At 66.4% G+C, this 15,644-nt stretch carries 13 protein-coding genes and 1 tRNA gene; 9 read left to right on the top strand and 5 right to left on the bottom strand.

The window, feature by feature from the left end; all coding sequences use genetic code 11:
• The first annotated feature begins 219 nt into the window (after nt 1–219).
• Entirely contained in the window at nt 220–1,635 is a 1,416-nt protein-coding gene (locus GS4_RS07275) for a hemolysin family protein (protein ID WP_007619053.1), read from the top strand.
• A complete protein-coding gene (locus tag GS4_RS07270; protein WP_007619051.1) occupies nt 1,632–2,636 on the top strand; it encodes a hemolysin family protein in 1,005 nt (334 codons plus the stop codon). The genes GS4_RS07275 and GS4_RS07270 overlap by 4 nt, the downstream gene beginning before the upstream one ends.
• A 48-nt stretch (nt 2,637–2,684) precedes the next feature.
• Here GS4_RS07270 and gluQRS read toward each other — a convergent pair whose 3' ends face one another.
• Entirely contained in the window at nt 2,685–3,593 is a 909-nt protein-coding gene (gluQRS, locus tag GS4_RS07265) for a tRNA glutamyl-Q(34) synthetase GluQRS (protein ID WP_040509766.1), read from the bottom strand.
• Between the two features lie 33 nt (nt 3,594–3,626).
• Here gluQRS and GS4_RS07260 point away from each other — a divergent pair, with 33 nt between their 5' ends.
• Together GS4_RS07260 and GS4_RS07255 are read left to right on the top strand one after the other, a co-directional pair.
• The gene (locus GS4_RS07260; RefSeq protein ID WP_040509764.1) at nt 3,627–4,682 is read left to right on the top strand and encodes an ATP-dependent DNA ligase; all 1,056 of its coding nucleotides are present in this window, start codon (nt 3,627–3,629) and stop codon (nt 4,680–4,682) included.
• Complete coding sequence (locus GS4_RS07255) at nt 4,682–5,815, top strand: DNA polymerase domain-containing protein (RefSeq protein WP_007619048.1); 1,134 nt, start codon at nt 4,682–4,684, stop codon at nt 5,813–5,815. Before GS4_RS07260 ends, GS4_RS07255 begins: the two co-directional genes overlap by 1 nt.
• Here the strand turns inward: GS4_RS07255 and GS4_RS07250 are convergent.
• Nucleotides 5,779–6,741 carry a helix-turn-helix domain-containing protein gene (locus GS4_RS07250; protein WP_007619047.1) on the bottom strand — a complete coding sequence of 321 codons (963 nt, stop codon included), beginning with the start codon at nt 6,739–6,741 and terminating at the stop codon, nt 5,779–5,781. The genes GS4_RS07255 and GS4_RS07250 overlap by 37 nt on opposite strands.
• Nucleotides 6,742–6,823: 82 nt before the next feature.
• Here GS4_RS07250 and GS4_RS07245 point away from each other — a divergent pair, with 82 nt between their 5' ends.
• The 3 genes from GS4_RS07245 (at nt 6,824) to GS4_RS07235 (ending at nt 9,135) form a co-directional block, all read left to right on the top strand.
• The gene (locus tag GS4_RS07245) at nt 6,824–7,063 is read left to right on the top strand and encodes a hypothetical protein (RefSeq protein ID WP_040509762.1); all 240 of its coding nucleotides are present in this window, start codon (nt 6,824–6,826) and stop codon (nt 7,061–7,063) included.
• 129 nt (nt 7,064–7,192) lie between these two features.
• Entirely contained in the window at nt 7,193–8,554 is a 1,362-nt protein-coding gene (locus tag GS4_RS07240; RefSeq protein WP_007619045.1) for a DUF2252 domain-containing protein, read from the top strand.
• Nucleotides 8,555–8,733: 179 nt separating this feature from the next.
• Nucleotides 8,734–9,135 carry a DUF7144 family membrane protein gene (locus GS4_RS07235; protein WP_007619044.1) on the top strand — a complete coding sequence of 134 codons (402 nt, stop codon included), beginning with the start codon at nt 8,734–8,736 and terminating at the stop codon, nt 9,133–9,135.
• 47 nt (nt 9,136–9,182) lie between these two features.
• On the opposite strand, the gene GS4_RS07230 is transcribed toward GS4_RS07235, so the two are convergent.
• The 3 genes from GS4_RS07230 to GS4_RS07220 form a co-directional block, all read right to left on the bottom strand.
• The gene (locus tag GS4_RS07230) at nt 9,183–10,226 is read right to left on the bottom strand and encodes an FUSC family protein (RefSeq protein ID WP_007619042.1); all 1,044 of its coding nucleotides are present in this window, start codon (nt 10,224–10,226) and stop codon (nt 9,183–9,185) included.
• A complete protein-coding gene (locus GS4_RS07225; RefSeq protein ID WP_007619040.1) occupies nt 10,216–11,337 on the bottom strand; it encodes an acyl-CoA dehydrogenase family protein in 1,122 nt (373 codons plus the stop codon). The genes GS4_RS07230 and GS4_RS07225 overlap by 11 nt, the downstream gene beginning before the upstream one ends.
• Nucleotides 11,338–11,415: 78 nt before the next feature.
• Nucleotides 11,416–12,042 carry a lipocalin family protein gene (locus GS4_RS07220; protein ID WP_007619038.1) on the bottom strand — a complete coding sequence of 209 codons (627 nt, stop codon included), beginning with the start codon at nt 12,040–12,042 and terminating at the stop codon, nt 11,416–11,418.
• Between the two features lie 172 nt (nt 12,043–12,214).
• On the opposite strand from GS4_RS07220, the gene GS4_RS07215 reads away from it, so the two are divergent.
• Nucleotides 12,215–12,288: transfer RNA gene (locus GS4_RS07215), tRNA-Pro, on the top strand.
• Between the two features lie 1,154 nt (nt 12,289–13,442).
• Nucleotides 13,443–15,425, top strand: coding sequence for an ATP-binding protein (locus GS4_RS07210; protein ID WP_007619036.1), 1,983 nt, complete (start codon nt 13,443–13,445; stop codon nt 15,423–15,425).
• The last annotated feature ends 219 nt before the right edge of the window (nt 15,426–15,644 follow it).

Below are 15,644 nucleotides of genomic sequence, written 5' to 3'. Positions count from 1 at the left end.
CATGTCGATGTCCGGTTCGTTACACTCTCACCACTGACCCCCACCGACTCAGAGAGAGCCGATGAGACGCGCCAAGCGCCGACGAAAACGTCGACGATCCGAACCCGCCCCGCTTCACCTCGACGCCCCCGGTCCGTCCCCGACGGTCACGAGCGTCATCCACGCCCCAGGCGTGATCCCCGCCGCCGATGATCGCGGCATCTTCTCCCGGGTGGTCCCGTGCTGACCGTCCTCGGAATCCTCTTCGGTCTCCTCGTCGTGGTGCTCATCACCGCGTTGACCGGCTACTTCGTCGCCCAAGAGTTCGCCTACATGGCGGTCGACCGCTCTCGCCTGAAGGCTCGTGCCGAGGCAGGAGACGCATCGGCGGCGCGCGCACTCACCGTCACCCGACGCACGTCCTTCATGCTCTCCGGTGCCCAGCTGGGCATCACGGTCACCGGACTCTTGGTCGGCTACGTCGCCGAGCCGCTGATCGGTAGCGGATTCGGCGAGTTGCTCAGCGGGATCGGTGTACCGGTGGCGGTCGGCATCGGTGTCGGCACCGTGCTCGCCGTCCTGTTCTCGACTGTCGTGCAGATGGTGCTCGGTGAGCTGTTCCCGAAGAACCTCGCGATCGCCCGCCCGGAGCCGGTCGCCCGATGGTTGGCACTGTCGACCACCCTGTACCTCAAGCTGTTCGGCTGGCTGATCTCGCTCTTCGACGCATCGTCCAACCTCCTCCTCCGTGCACTGCGGATCGAGCCGGTGCACGACGTCGAGCACTCCGCGACACCGCGCGATCTGGAGCACATCGTCTCCGAATCGCGTGCGGCCGGCGAACTCCCGGCCGAGCTGTCCGTGATGCTCGATCGGGTTCTCGACTTCCCGACCCGCACTGCCGATCACGCGATGATCCCGCGCCGCGCGGTCGACCACGTCCGTGTCGACGATCGCGCCGCGGACGTGCTGGAACTGATGAGCACGGGCCACTCGCGCTACCCGGTCGTCGGCGACACCACCGACGATCTGCGCGGCATCATCTCGCTGCACGATCTGCTCGCGTGGTCCGCCTCCGTCGCGGACGCCGAACGCGACGGGGTCACCGTCGGTGCGGTGTCCCGTCCCGCCGTGGTGGTACCCGTCTCGCTGCCCCTGCCCGATGTCCTGGTGCGCCTGCGGGAAGTCGACGAAGAGATGGCGTTGGTCATCGACGAGTACGGCGGTTTCGCCGGCGCGGTGACCGTCGAGGACATCGCCGAGGAACTCGTCGGCGAGATCGACGACGAGCACGACATCGAGTCGCACGACCCCATCACCGCCGACGCCGACGGCGGCTGGACCGTCCGTGGTGACGTACACATCGACGAAGTGTCCCGAGCGGTGGGACATGAAGTGCCCGAAGGGGATCACGAGACCATCGCCGGTCTGGTGATCGCCGAGTTCGCCGGGTTGCCGACGGTCGGCGAGGTCATCCGGATCCCGCTCCAACCCGACTCCGCCGACCTACTCGCGCAGCCGGACACGGTCGGGCGCCGACATCTGGTCGCGCAGGTGCGTGCGGTCGAACGGCGTGTCCCCTCGTCACTGCACCTGTCCATCGAGGTCGACCCCGTCGAGGATGGCAGCGAGACGGATGAGGAGGTCGGTCGATGAGCAACCCATGGGTCGTCGTGATCGTGACCTTCGGTCTGATCGCGGCCAGTGCCTTCTTCGTCGCCGTCGAGTTCGCGCTGATCGCCGCGCGCCGGCATCGCATCGAGGATGCCGCGTCCGAGAGTCGCGCTGCGCGTGCGGCATTGCGCAGTGCGTCGGAGTTGTCGGTGCTGTTGGCGGGCTCGCAGCTGGGCATCACCGTGTGCACGCTGGCGCTCGGTGCGGTCACCAAACCGGCGGTGCACCACTGGCTCACGCCGCTCTTCGAGACCTGGGGTGCGCCGCTGTGGATCGCCGACGTCGCGGGCTTCGTCCTCGCGCTGATCATCGTGACGTTCCTGCACCTCGTGGTCGGTGAGATGGCGCCGAAGTCGTGGGCCATCGCGCATCCCGAGCGGTCGGCGATCCTGCTGGCGCTGCCGATGCGGGCGTTCATGTGGGTCACCCGCCCGGTCATCGTCGTGCTCAACCGACTCGCCAACTGGTGCCTGCGCAAGGTCGGCGTCGAGCCGGTGGATCAGGTGGCCTCCGGCCAGGACCCGGACACGTTGCGGCAGTTGGTCGAGCACTCGGCGGCCACCGGTGCACTCGATGAGCGGTACCACGCCCACCTGGCGAGTGCGCTCGAACTCGAGGCACTGACGGTCCGCGACGTGCTGGGCCCGGACGCCGAGCTCAGCACGGTGCTGCCGACCGCGACGGCGGCGGAGATCCAGGAGCGGTCGCGTAGCAGCGGCCACCTGCGACTGTTGGTCCGCGCGAACGGACATGTCGACGGCGTGGTGCACGTTCGGGACAGCCTGCGGACGCCGGCCGGGACCACGGCAGCCGACCTGATGCGCCCGGTGCTCTCGTTGTCGGCGACCGAGCCCGTCTACCAGGCGCTGACGACGATGCGGGACACCCGCGGTCACGTCGCGCTGGTCCTCGACGAGGGGGTGGTGGTGGGTGTGATCACCCTCGACGACGTGCTCACCAGGCTGCTCGCCACCGCCGTCTGACCCAGCCCCGAATCGGTAGAAGTTCTTCCCGGAAACCGGGAGGAACTTCTACGAGATCGCGAAGAGCCAGGGTTCGCGCGGGAGTGCGGCGGGATCGAACCGCCGGAGGAGGTCGGCAGCGGTCACCTGCTCGCCGGGCTCGGCCATGCCGAGGGAGACCGCCATCCGCGAGACCACGTCGCCGACCGACAGTCCGAGCTCGGCGAGATCGGTGAGCGTCACCGCCCCGTCGCGTTTGCTCAGCCGCACGCGGTCGTGGTTCAGGACCATGGGGACGTGCGCGTAGGTGGGCGGACAGTGTCCCAGCAGGGTGGCCAGGTACGCCTGGCGGGGTGCCGACGACAGCAGATCGTCGCCTCGGACGACCTGGTCGATCCCCTGTGCTGCATCGTCCACGACCACCGCGAGGTTGTAGGCGGGGGTGCCGTCGTTGCGGCGGATCACGAAGTCGTCGACGCTGCCGGAGTAGTCGCCGTGGAGCATGTCGGTGACGGTGAACTCGTCGGCGTCCGTACGGATTCGGATGGCCGGTGGCCGGCCGGCGGCCCGACGTTCGGCGCGCTCGGCGTCGCTCAGGTGCCGGCAGGTTCCGGGGTAGGCGCCCGGCGGGGTGTGCGGCGCCGACGGAGCCTCCAGGATCTCTCGTCGGGTGCAGAAGCACTCGAAGGTGCGACCGGTTGCCGACAGGCCGTCGATGACGGACGCGTAGGTCGCCAGACGATCCGACTGGTACACCACCGGCGGCTCCCAGTCGATGCCGAGCGCAGCGAGGTCGGTCAGTTGCTGAGCGTCGGCGCCGACGGCCGTACGATCGAGATCCTCCATCCGGATGAGGAACCGACGGTCGGTGCTCCGCGCGAAGAGCCACGCCAGGAGGGCCGTGCGCAGGTTCCCGACGTGCAAGGTCCCCGACGGCGACGGCGCATAGCGACCGGCGGGTCGATCCTGGTTCTCCATTGCGGTCGAGACTACAAGTGAGACCATGGGGGAGTGGATCTCCCGGTCATGCCACCGATCGCCCCGATGCTCGCCAAAGCCGTCACGGCGGTGCCCGCCCAGCCCGACGACGGCCCCGAGTGGTCGTATGAGCCGAAATGGGATGGCTTTCGCGCGTTGATCTTTCGAGACGGCGACGAGGTGGCCATCGGATCACGCGGCGGCAAAGACCTCGCGCGCTACTTTCCCGAACTGGTCGCCGCAGCCAAGGCCGAACTCCCCGACAAAGTGGTCGTCGACGGTGAGATCGGTGTTCCGGCGCTGATCGGCGACACCCATCGGCTCGACTGGGACTCCCTGGCCCAACGCATCCATCCAGCGGACTCGCGGGTGCGGATGCTCGCAGAGAAGACACCGGCCATCTTCATCGGCTTCGACGCGCTGGCCCTGCAGGACACCAGCGTCGTCGACGAACCGTTCGAGGTCCGACGCGAGACGTTGTTGCGGGCGATCGAACGCACCGACGACCGCAGTCGGCTGTTCCGGGTCAGCCGCGTCACGCAGGATGCCGAGGTCGCGACCGGGTGGTTCTCCGCCTTCGAAGGCGCCGGACTCGACGGGGTGGTCGGCAAGCGGTTGGCGGGGACGTATGTGCAGAACAAGCGCGAGATGGTGAAGGTCAAGCACAAGCGGACAGCGGATTGCGTGGTGATCGGCTATCGGGTGCACAAGAGCGGCACCGGCCTCGGGTCGATGCTGCTCGGGCTCTACCACGAGGGCGAGCTCCGGATGGTCGGCGGCTCGGGGGCTTTCTCGGATGCCAAGCGCATCGAGCTGCAGGAGATGTTCGAGCCGCTGCGACTCGACCCCGACAACGCCGCGCCCGGCGAGCCGACGCGATGGCGCTCGGAGAAGTCGGGGGAGTGGATCCCGATCCGACAGGAGCTCGTGGCCGAGGTGGCCTACGACCAGATGGAGAACCAGCGGTTCCGGCACACGGTCAAATTCCTGCGATGGCGACCCGACCGTGACCCGGAGAGCTGCGGGTACGACCAACTCGAGGTCCCGCTCACCTACGACCTGCACGATGTGTTGGAAGAGGAGTCCTGATGCCTTCGCCCTCGCCTGCCGAAGAACTCGATGTCGACGGTGTCGCCGTCCGGCTGAGCAACCCCGACAAGATCTACTTTCCCGAACTCGGTGAGAACGGCGGGCGCAAGCGCGATCTCGTCGGCTACTACCGGGAGGTGGCACTCCAGGGCGCCATCATGACCGCCGTGCGTGATCGCCCGACGTTCCTGCAGCGGTTCCCCGATGGTGTCGATGGCGAGGAGATCTACCAGAAGCACATCGCCAAGAAGCGTCCCGACCACGTCGAGTCGACGCGGATCACGTTCCCGTCCGGTCGGACCGGTGATGCCATCCGGCCGACCGTGCCCGCCGACATCGTCTGGGGTGCCAATCTGGGGACGTTCACCTTCCACACCTGGCCGACCATCGCGCCCGACAACGATCATCCCGACCAACTGCGCATCGATCTGGACCCGCAGCCGGGTACCAGCTTCGACGACGTGCGGCGGGTGGCCCTCCAGGGGTTGCGTCCACTGCTCGACGAGCTGGGATTCGTCGGGTTCCCGAAGACGTCGGGCAGCAAGGGAATCCATGTGTTCGTGCCGATCGAGCCGACCGCCGACTTCATCGCGACGCGCCGTGCGGTCATCGCCGTCGCGCGCGAACTCGAGCGTCGGGATCCCGACGGTGTGACCACCTCCTGGTGGAAAGAGGAACGCGGCGAGCGGATCTTCATCGATTTCAACCAGAACGCGCGGGACCGGACGATGGCGTCGCCCTACTCCGCGCGGCGCACGCCGAACGCGATGGTCTCCACCCCCGTCACGTGGGACGAGTTGGTGGATGTGAACCCGCAGGACTGCACCATCGCGACCGTGCCGAAGCTGCTCGCCGACCGCGGAGATCCCTTCGCCGACATCGCCGACCACCGGAAGCCGATCGATCCGCTGTTGGAGATGGTCGCCGCCGACGATGCGAAAGGCCTGGGCGACATGCCGTATCCGCCCAGCTATCCGAAGATGCCCGGCGAACCGAAGCGGGTACAGCCGAGTCGGGACACCGACCGTAAGAAGACTGCCGACGACTCCAGTCACATGCCTTGCATCGGTGACGGACCTTCGTCGATATCCCGCAATCAGGCCGAGGCAACCGCGGCGAAGCGTCGGCGATAGCTGCTCGGGGACACCCCGACCGCCCCTTGGAAGTGATGGCGCAGCAGCGTGGCCGAGCCGAATCCGACGCGGCCGGCGATGTCCTCGACCGACAGCTGGGTCGACTCCAGCAGACGCCGCGCGTGCAGCACCCGCTGCTCGGTGAGCCAGCGATGCGGCGATACACCGACTTCGTCAGCGAACCGGCGGGCGAAGGTCCGGGGAGACATGTGCATCCGCTTCGCCAGGTCGTCGACCGCGATGTCCTGGTCGAGGTTCTCGATCAGCCACGCGAGCATCGCGCCGAAGCCGTCGGAGTCGCACGCCGGCACCGGTGCCTCGACGTATTGGCGTTGGCCACCGTCGCGATGCGGGGAGACCACCATCCGGCGGGCGATCTTGTTGGCGACATCGGGACCCCATGCCTCACGCACCAGATGCAGGCTCGCGTCGATTCCGGCCGCGGTGCCGGCACTCGTGGTGATGGGTCCGTCGTCCACGAACAGGACGTCGATGTCGACCTCGGCCTTCGGATAGTCCTCTTGGAGCTTGCGTCCGTACCGCCAGTGGGTGGTGCAGCGGCGGCCGTCGAGCAGGCCGGCGGCCGCCGCCGCGAACGCACCCGAGCACACGGTGAGGATGCGGCCACCGTTGGCGACCACCTGGCGCAGGGTGTCCAGCACCTCGGGGGCGAAGTCGTCGTCGGTACTGCCGCCGGGGATGGCGACCAGGTCGGCGTTTAGGCACGCGTCGAGTCCGTAAGGCGGCACCACCTGTGCACCGTTACCGATACTCAGCGGCACGCCGGGTTCCGGCGAGCAGATGCGGAAGTCGAACGACGGCACACCGTCTTCGGTCCGGTCGAGGCCGAAGACCTCGTTGACCACCCCGAACTCGAAGAGGGAGACCCGCTTGCCGTGTAGCAGCACGGCCACCGTGGACAGCATCGGACCAGTATGGCAGAAAGTTTGCGAAGAGTGACGATCATGCCACTGGCAGCCGGATCTTTGTGGGCGCATATTTCATGTCATGACAACTCTCGCGATCACCCTCCTCGTCCTCGTCGCCGTCCCCGCCGCAGTGGTCGTCTACCGGGTTCACCAGCGCACCCACGAATTGCCCCGCATCCCATTCGGATTCGGGGTGGCCCAGCCCGATGGCCGGAACCGCGGCAACGACGTCGTCGCGGCCCGCCGGCTCGGCCCCGATGCCGACCGCATCCGCTCCGAACTCGTCACACTGCAACTCCATCACCGCGACTCCGCCTGAACGGGTCCGCCGATCCCGACCGGGCGTCGATCCCGAACCGGGCCACGCACGGCTCTGACCTGCGCGACAATGATCGGGCAGGTGTGGGGATCGTGCACACCTGGGACGTCGCTCGGCGAGGAGGTCGGCATGGGTGTGACGCTGGACGGTGGGATCACCCCCGACGAGTTGGCCGCGGTACCGGACGCGAGTACGCGTCTCGATCCGGTCGAGATCCTGCAGGCGCAGGCGCGCTCGCGGGTGCAAGAACTCGTCCCGGTTCGGTACGGGCGCATGGTCGCCACCCCCTTCACCTTCTTTCGCGGTGCCGCCGCCGTGATGGCCGCCGATCTCGCGTCGACCCCGGACTCGGGCATCCACACGCAACTATGCGGAGACGCGCATCTGAGCAACTTCGGGCTCTTCTACACACCCGAGCGGCGGATGGCGTTCGATCTCAACGACTTCGACGAGACCCACCCCGGTCCGTTCGAGTGGGATGTGAAGCGACTCGCGGCGAGCGTGGCGGTCGCGGCACGCGGCAACGGGTTCGCCGAGGAGGACGTTCGTCGCGTCACACGCGAGGTGGGTCGGGTGTACCGGAAGTCGATGCGCCGCAGTCGGAAGAAGTCGACGCTTGAATGCTGGTACGACCACATCGACGTGGACGAGGACCTGGTGCGCATCAGCGCGAAGCTCGACACGTCGACGGCCGCGCGTACGCGGAAGGCGCTCACCAAGGCCCGGCATCGGGACAGCGTGCAGGCCTTGAGCAAACTGTGTGAGACCGCACCGGACGGGTCCATCCGGATCCGCAGCGATCCGCCTCTGCTGGTGCCGCTCCGCGAGATCTTCTCCGGGGAGGCCGAAGGGGTTGCGGGTGCCGAGATCGACCGACGTCTCGGCGACTATCGGAGCGTGTTGGCGCCGCATGTGGCAGCGCTGTTCGATCAGTTCACCATGATCGAGGTGGCCCGCAAGGTGGTCGGCGTCGGGAGCGTCGGTACCCGCGCGTGGATCGTGCTGCTCCGCGGCCGCGACCTCGACGATCCGCTGTTCCTGCAGCTCAAGGAAGCTCAGGAGTCGGTGTTGGCGCCGTACGTCCGGGGGCACGTCTACGCGAACCAAGGCGCGCGGGTGGTCGAGGGACAGCGCCTGATGCAGGCGGCCAGCGACATCTTCCTGGGGTGGCACACAGGTGTCGACGATGCGTTGGCACAGCACGACTTCTACGTGCGTCAGCTCCGCGACGGCAAGGGATCGGTGGTGATCGAGGCCTTGGAGCCACAGCAGATGCGTCTGTACGCCCGACTGTGCGGTCGGGTTCTCGCCCAAGCCCACGCGCGGACCGCCGGTCGAGAGCGCATCGTCGAGTTCGTCGATGTCGGCAGCGTTTTCGACGAAGCCATCGCAGAGTTCGCGGTGCGTTACGCCGACCTGAACGACGCGGATCATGCGCAGCTGCGCGTGGCGGTGGACAGCGGCCGGGTTCCGTGTCGCGAACTGGTCTGAAGGAATTTATCGTCGCAAACGAATTCGCGGTCGCTGACGGTCGTGCATATGCGGCCGGGAGTGAAGGATTCCGTCCTTTTCGATTGCAATATCCGACATTCTCCATCGAGAAGCGCACAAACGGCTCAGAATGAAGCCGCCGTGCACGAGATAGTGCACTTCGAGTCGGAGGACAAATCATGACTATCGACAATCCGCACCCCGCAAAGCAGGGCATCGCCGCCGGTACGACCTTTGCGGCAGCGATTCTGCTGCTGGTGGCGTCGCTGCTCGCACTGTTCCAGGGAATCGTCGCAGCAGTCAACGATGATCTGATCGTCGCGGGGCCGCAGTACGTCTATCAATTCAACCTCACCACCTGGGGCTGGATTCACATCATCGTCGGCATCATCGGAGCGGCGATCGCATTCGGTCTGTTCACCGGCGCGGTGTGGGCGCGCGCCGCCGCCATCGTGATCGCGGCGATCTCGATCATCGCGAACTTCCTCTGGCTGCCGTACTACCCGCTGTGGTCGATCATCGTGATCGCGATCGACCTGGTCATCATCTGGGCGGTCGTCACCTGGCGCACCGCCGACTGACCTGGTTGGCTCTCCGGACTGCTCGCGGCGCTCTCGGCGCGCGAGCCTCAGGGCGCGTCGTCGGGGTCGGTCGGGGGCTCGACGACGCGTTTCCGGGTGTTCGACGGCCTGCGTACGCGCGCGACGAGAGCCGGACGGGCGAGTCCGACGATCGCGGCGACGGCCAGACCGAAGACGGTCTCGCCCAGACGCTCCAGGAGTCGGCTCTGCGCCTCGCCGACGTCGGGGTAGGCGAGCAGCAGGATCACCAGGAACGTCGTGAAGGTCGGCAGGATGTACCACCGGCTGCCGCGGGTGGCCGCCGCAGCCGCCAGCGCGACCACGAGGGCGGCGGCGATGACAGCGGCCGGCGGTGCGATGTCGACGATCGCCGCAGCTGTGAGCGCGCCGACGAACACCGAGATGAATCGGCCGACGGTGCGCCATTCCTGCAGGTTCCGATCGGGACGTATGACCAACAGTGCTGCCGCGCAGGCCCATCCGACGTGGTCGAGATCCAGTGCGAAACCCGCTGATGCCGTGATCGCGCCGACCAGCGCCACCCGGACGCCGTAGCCGATACCGGGTAGGACGGGGGTGGGACGATCCTCCGGCGCGTCCGCGATCCATCGGATGGGGATTGCGAGGGCTGCTCCGTAGGCGACGACCGAGCCCGCGACGAACAACATGGTGACGGTCACGCCGGAGCTGAAACCGTCCATGCTGAACCCCAGCCCGATCAGCGGCGGCGCCATGGTGATCAGCAGCATCGACAGGCGGGGTCTGCCCAGTCGGGGCGCAGACCAGGTGGCCAGCAGTGGGATGGCCACGATCGTCGCGACCGCCACCGCCGGGATCGGTGCCACTGTCGCCCCGACGAGCATCGGGATACCGAGGATCAGCCCGGCGGACAACAGGATCGCGCGGCGGCGGCGATCCCGGGGCACCCCCAGGACGAGGGCGGGGATCGCCCCGACCGCGAGTGCGGCGCCCGCGCGCACGTCGGCGACGGCCACGGCCGCAGCCGGTGTCGCGGTCAACGCGCCGACGAGTGCGGGCGCCCATCGCCAGACCACCCAGGGAGTCGACGTCACGCTCGGATCAGCGCCCACCGACCCCTCCCGTGTCGCCGCCGGGTGGCGTGACCCCTGCGTCGCCGGTGCTGAATCGCTCGACCAACAGATCTTTCAGTTGCGGTCGGCTGGCAGCGACCAGCGTGAAGGTCGCCTGCCGAGCCAGTCGTTCGGCATCGGAGCCCGCGATCAGTGCCCGTCCGCCGTCGGCGGCCACGAGTGTCGCGGCCGCCTCCACGGCGAGGCGTGCACCTTCGGCTCGCGCGTCGAGAAGTGCGTCGGCATCGGCGATCCCGGCATCGAGACGGGTGCGGATCGCGCTCGCCCGTTCGCGCAGCGTCCGGCCCGCGTGGGCGTGACCGCCCCGGTCCAGCAGCGCCGCGCATCGTCGGACCAGGCCCAGCGGCAGTGTCCCGTTGAGCCGGACCCCGATGTTCTGGGTGGCGAAGAAGTCGTCGAGGGAGACGCGGCTGACGACCTGTGCGTCGTCGACCACGAGATCGTCCACCTCCATCGCCACCGTTGCGCTCGCGTCGGCGGCGATGAGCGGCAACGGTGTGACAGCGGCGATGCCGGGTTGGTCACGCGCCGGCACGATCGCCGCGACCACGTCGTCGGTCTCGTCGTCACGTGCGGAGATCTGCAGGACGTCGACGATGCCCCACCCGCTCACGAACGGTGCATGGCCGGAGAGTCGCCATCCGCCGTCGATGCGATGTGCACGCATGCGAGGTGGGGTGGGGACGACCCCCGCGTAGGCGACGCCGGCCCGCACACGACCGGTCACGGTGTCGGCGAGCAGCCGATCGCGGAGGGTGACGTTGTCGGTGCCGGCGAGGGAGATGACCACTCCGTGGTGCTGCATCCAGGTGAACGCCGTCGCGAGGCAGCCGCTGGCCATCACCTCGATGGTGTCGACCACCTGGGCGAACCCGAGGCCTGGGCCGCCGACGGTGGTCGGTGCCGCGATGCCGAAGAGCCCGGCGTCGGCGATGGCGGTCCAGTGGGATGCCGGTATCGACCCGGTGCGATCCACGTCGGCGGAGGCGGGGAAGAGGATCTCGTCGGCGATTCGTTGGACCGCACGTCGCAGCGGCTCGTCCCCGTCGGTCACGCGCGGCTGTCCGGCCGCGCCGCTGTCGTCGGTCACGCCTCGAGCGTACGGCGGTGCGGCGCGGATCGGTCGTCGATCCGCACCGCACCGGTCAGGCCGTGTGGTGAGTCCGGGTCAGATGGTGCAGAGCGGCGAGTAGTCGCTGCGCCCACCGGTGGTCGGCGAGACCAGGAAGGTGCACGAGTTGTAGCCGACCTTCTCGATCTGGGTCCGGAGCTTGCGGAGTTCGGAGTTCGGGATGACCTTGTCGCGCGAGAGCAGGAAGCCGGACGTCCGGGTCGGATCACCCACGATCGCATAGCGATAGGGGGCATCCGGGGTGGCGCCGTCCTGGACCCAGGAGACGATGTAGTTCGGCGCATCACCGAGGTCGATGCTGTTGGGAACGCCCGGGAAGCGCACCGCCAGTTGGGCATTGGTCTTGGGGTCGACGACCTTCGCGCGGCCCTTCACGCCGTCGATCATCCCGGTCGGCGAGGTGCACTTGTTGTCGACGCCCACCGTCTTGGCATCGATCAGGGTGTAGGTGGCGTTGGTGTCCTTGGCGCAGCGGATACCGAAGAACGACGGCACCGTGGCGAGCTGCCACCACTGACCGAGGTAGCGCTGCACGTCGAGTTTGGCGACCGGTTGCAAGGGAGCCGCGCTCGCCGGTGCGGCGGTGGCGAAGAGTCCCGTCGCGGTGATCGCCGCCGCCGCGAGTGCGGTCGCCCATCGTGTGGTCCATCGGGTGCGTCGCATGATCAGGTCATCCCTTTCCTTGCCGGCTGTGCCGTGGCTTCGACTGCCGTGGATTCGACGCCGCATACCCCGGCGGATGGGTGGAGTAAACGAAGCGCCTTGCCGGGGGATGCTGCGACCAGCGGATTTAGTCGTGCGAGGGGTGGGGTAGTAAGCTATCGCAGGCTACACACGGGGTGTGGCGCAGCTTGGTAGCGCGCTTCGTTCGGGACGAAGAGGTCGTGGGTTCGAATCCCGCCACCCCGACTCGGCGGAAGAGGACGAAGTCCGATTCCGACCACTGTCTTCTTGTGGTTGAGAAGTAGATGAGGCCCTGGCCGGAGAGATCCGGTCGGGGCTTCCTCGTTTGTGCGGGTCGGGCGTAACCGAGTCGGCAGGTGCTTGAATCGAGGCGACGTCTGTGTAGTTGCTGCAGCATCGTTGCGCGACGTCAGGCACCTCTGCCGCACATTCAGGTTCTTGGTAGAAGCCAGCGTAGGTCTCGAGCGTTAAAGTTGCCGACCGTCGACGGTATCGCTCGCTCGGGGTCCACCTCGCCCCGGCCGAGACGAGCAAGTGACGCAACGGTGTCGCAGATCGTGGATCGCCTTTAGTCGATGATCAAGTGCCCCGCCGATTGGTCGCAGTAACGTCAACGCTGTGTTGAACCGTCCGGGCCTGAACGTCGCGAGTCGTAGCAACTCATCGTCAGGTGCAGCGGATAGCAGTACGTTGCGAACCTTGTCGTCCGTTTGCGGTGCCAGATCGTGGGCGAGGAATTGTGGGACGGCACGAGCGCTCTTCGTGGTTCCTGGGCGATGTCCACATCAGCTTGCACTTCACCCAGTTGCCAACTGACAGATGTTCACTCGGCTGCGCAGCGGTCCAGGGTTTCAAACGGGGCGGCCCTCTCGCCACAACCAGTCCGACGTGGCAGAGGAAAGGCGCGACGAGTCGGTGCCCGGTGCCCACCGCCCGCGATGCCCTTCTACCTCCCGTAGATGTGAGGTACGAGCCCGACCGGTTTCCGTTCCGTGGTTTTCGCGCGATGAGGGCCGCGAGAGTTTGCGCTCATCGATCGCCAGCCTCAGCGTGATCCGCAGTACACCGAGTTCGTTTCGATCTTGGCGGCCTAGCGCAGTCGTCGCGAAAGTCCTACATCTGACCTCGCCGTTGATCGACTGAACCTCGTTTCTTCACAACAACTCCCATCGATTCATCCGTGACTGTTGGACCGTATCCTGTGTCTTGGTTGTATCGTTCACGTGTTCGAATGTTCCGGACAGCTGGATCGTCAACCGCGGACTTGGGGCATGCGCCGGAGTTTCGGATCGATTCGCTGCTTAGGGCGACAACAGCATGTAGGCGCCACGTAGCCGTTCTGCCGTCACTGCGTCATACCGCCATGCGATCATTCCGGAATGAGCGAAATCGTCGTCGCCCCTGGCACCACGATGTTGGAGGGACTGGTCAAGAATCCCCAGATTGGCTTGTGTGAACTGGTGTGGAACGCGTTCGACGAGGACGCCACGACGGTGAGCATTGAAGTCGAGAACAGCGAGTTCGGAGTACTCGCCCTCGTTCGGGTGGTCGACAATGGGAGTGGCATGACCCGTCGACGTGCAGAAGACGCGTTCTCCCTGGTGGGTGACAGCTGGAAACGCATGCCAGGGACCAAGTCCGCCGGCGGGCGGTCCGTTCACGGCAAACACGGGCGCGGTCGGTTCGCGGCCTTCGCACTTGGGGGCGCGGTTAATTGGGAGTCGACCGCTCGTGAGGTGGAGGGCGACGAGGTGACGACGATAAGGATTGAGGGTCGGCGCGAGCAACTGCGCCGATTCGAGATCAACGACGCGGTGACGATCGGCGCCGGGACAGGAACGACAGTCGAGATTGGTGCCGTCACCGACGCGGCGATTGCGGCGTTCGAGGAGCGAACCGCCCTGCACCAGCGGCTGCTTACTGAGTTTGCGCTGCACCTCGATCGGCACAGCGACTTCGAGATCGAGTTTTTGGGAAAGCAGATAGATCCGGGTGCCCTGATCGCTACGAAGAAAGTGATAAAGGTGGCGCCGCCCGATCATGTCGAGGGACCGGTCTCACTCACCGTTATTGAGTGGAATCTGTCTGATGTCGAGAGGCGACTGTACCTGTGCAAGGAGGACGGCACCGTCGCCGGTGAGCTACCACCGGCCATCCAAGCCGTCGGCGCGGAGTTCTCTGCGTACCTGGCCTGGGATGGGTTCCCGCACGACGCGGAGTTGCTGCTGGAGGGCGACACTGAGAGTCCAGCTGGGAAGGTGGTCGAGGCGGGCCGGGCAGCGCTGCGCAAGTACCTCACAGGAACCGGCCGCCGACGTGAGGCCGCGACTATCGAGCGATGGCGCAAGGAAGGTGTCTACCCCTACAGCGGGGAACCGAAGTCGGAAGTGGAGAAGGCAACCCGGCAGACGTTCAACGTCGTAGCGATGGCGGCATCCCGGACGGTGGACGAGGCGAAGTCGCCGCCGAGCAAGGCTATGGCGCTAAGTCTGCTCAAAGAGACCTTCGAGAACGACCCGGAGGCGTTACTCCCGATCCTGAAGCAATTCACGAAGCTGAGCAATGCCCGGATCATCGAGCTTAGCGATCTCTTGGAGCGCACGACCCTAACGCATCTCATATCGATGGGCCGAGAGGTGGCCGACCGAATTGACTTCATCCACGGGTTGAACGCGTTGCTGTTCGATCGGATGACGAAGAAGAAATTGCTGGAGCGCAAGCAACTGCATCGAATCCTGGCCAACGAGACGTGGGTATTCGGCGAAGAGTGGTCGCTGACCGGTGACGATGAGCGGTTGCAAGAGGTTCTGCGCAAGTACTTGAAGAAGCTCGGCCTCGATGTAGAGCTTGCTGACAACGCGCCGATCGTCAGGGAGGATGGCCGTGACGCGATTCCGGACTTGGTGCTCGGGCGTCGCCTGGAGACTAGGGAGAACCACTATGCACACCTCGTGGTCGAGCTCAAAAGGCCAAACCATAGGCTGACCGACGACGACGTGTCGCAGCTCCGGAGCTACGCGTCGGCAATCACCAATGACGAGCGGTTCGACCAGCCGAACTCCTCTTGGGAATTCTGGCTCGTAGGGAACGAAATGAAGAACGAGGTCGACGAGCAGCGCGCCCAGGACAACCTGCCCTTCGGAGTAGTCCAGAGCAGCAGGAAGTACAAACTGGTTGTGCGTACGTGGGCCGAAGTTCTTGGCGATGCCGATCACCGACTGAAGTTCGTTCAAAAATCACTTCAGTACGAGTCGAACCGCGATTCTGGGCTGGCCTCAATGCGCAAGAAGTACCAGGAGTTCCTTCCTGATGCCGATGTAGCGGGCGATGACAGCATCGCCGAGAGTCAGCAGCCCGCATGACTAAGGCCGCTAGCCAACGTGCAATCGTTTGGGCGATGCGCCTCCGCGGGCGGGTCCGACTAGCTTGCGACCGAGCACGTAGCGCACCGACGAGCCAAGTGCCGGAGGGGCAGGCCAATACCTGTGCGAGCGCGTGCTAGGGCTCGTCAGTAGCTGACCTGCACATTGCGATCGCGCTCGATCTACGACCTGCTGACCGATCGGGCGGCGCTCGCCGCG

The organism is Gordonia soli NBRC 108243 (genome assembly GCF_000334455.1).
Lineage (GTDB): Bacteria > Actinomycetota > Actinomycetes > Mycobacteriales > Mycobacteriaceae > Gordonia > Gordonia soli.
The sequence above is the reverse complement of the archived record's forward strand: the minus strand, read 5'-3'. Positions and strand labels throughout refer to the sequence as shown.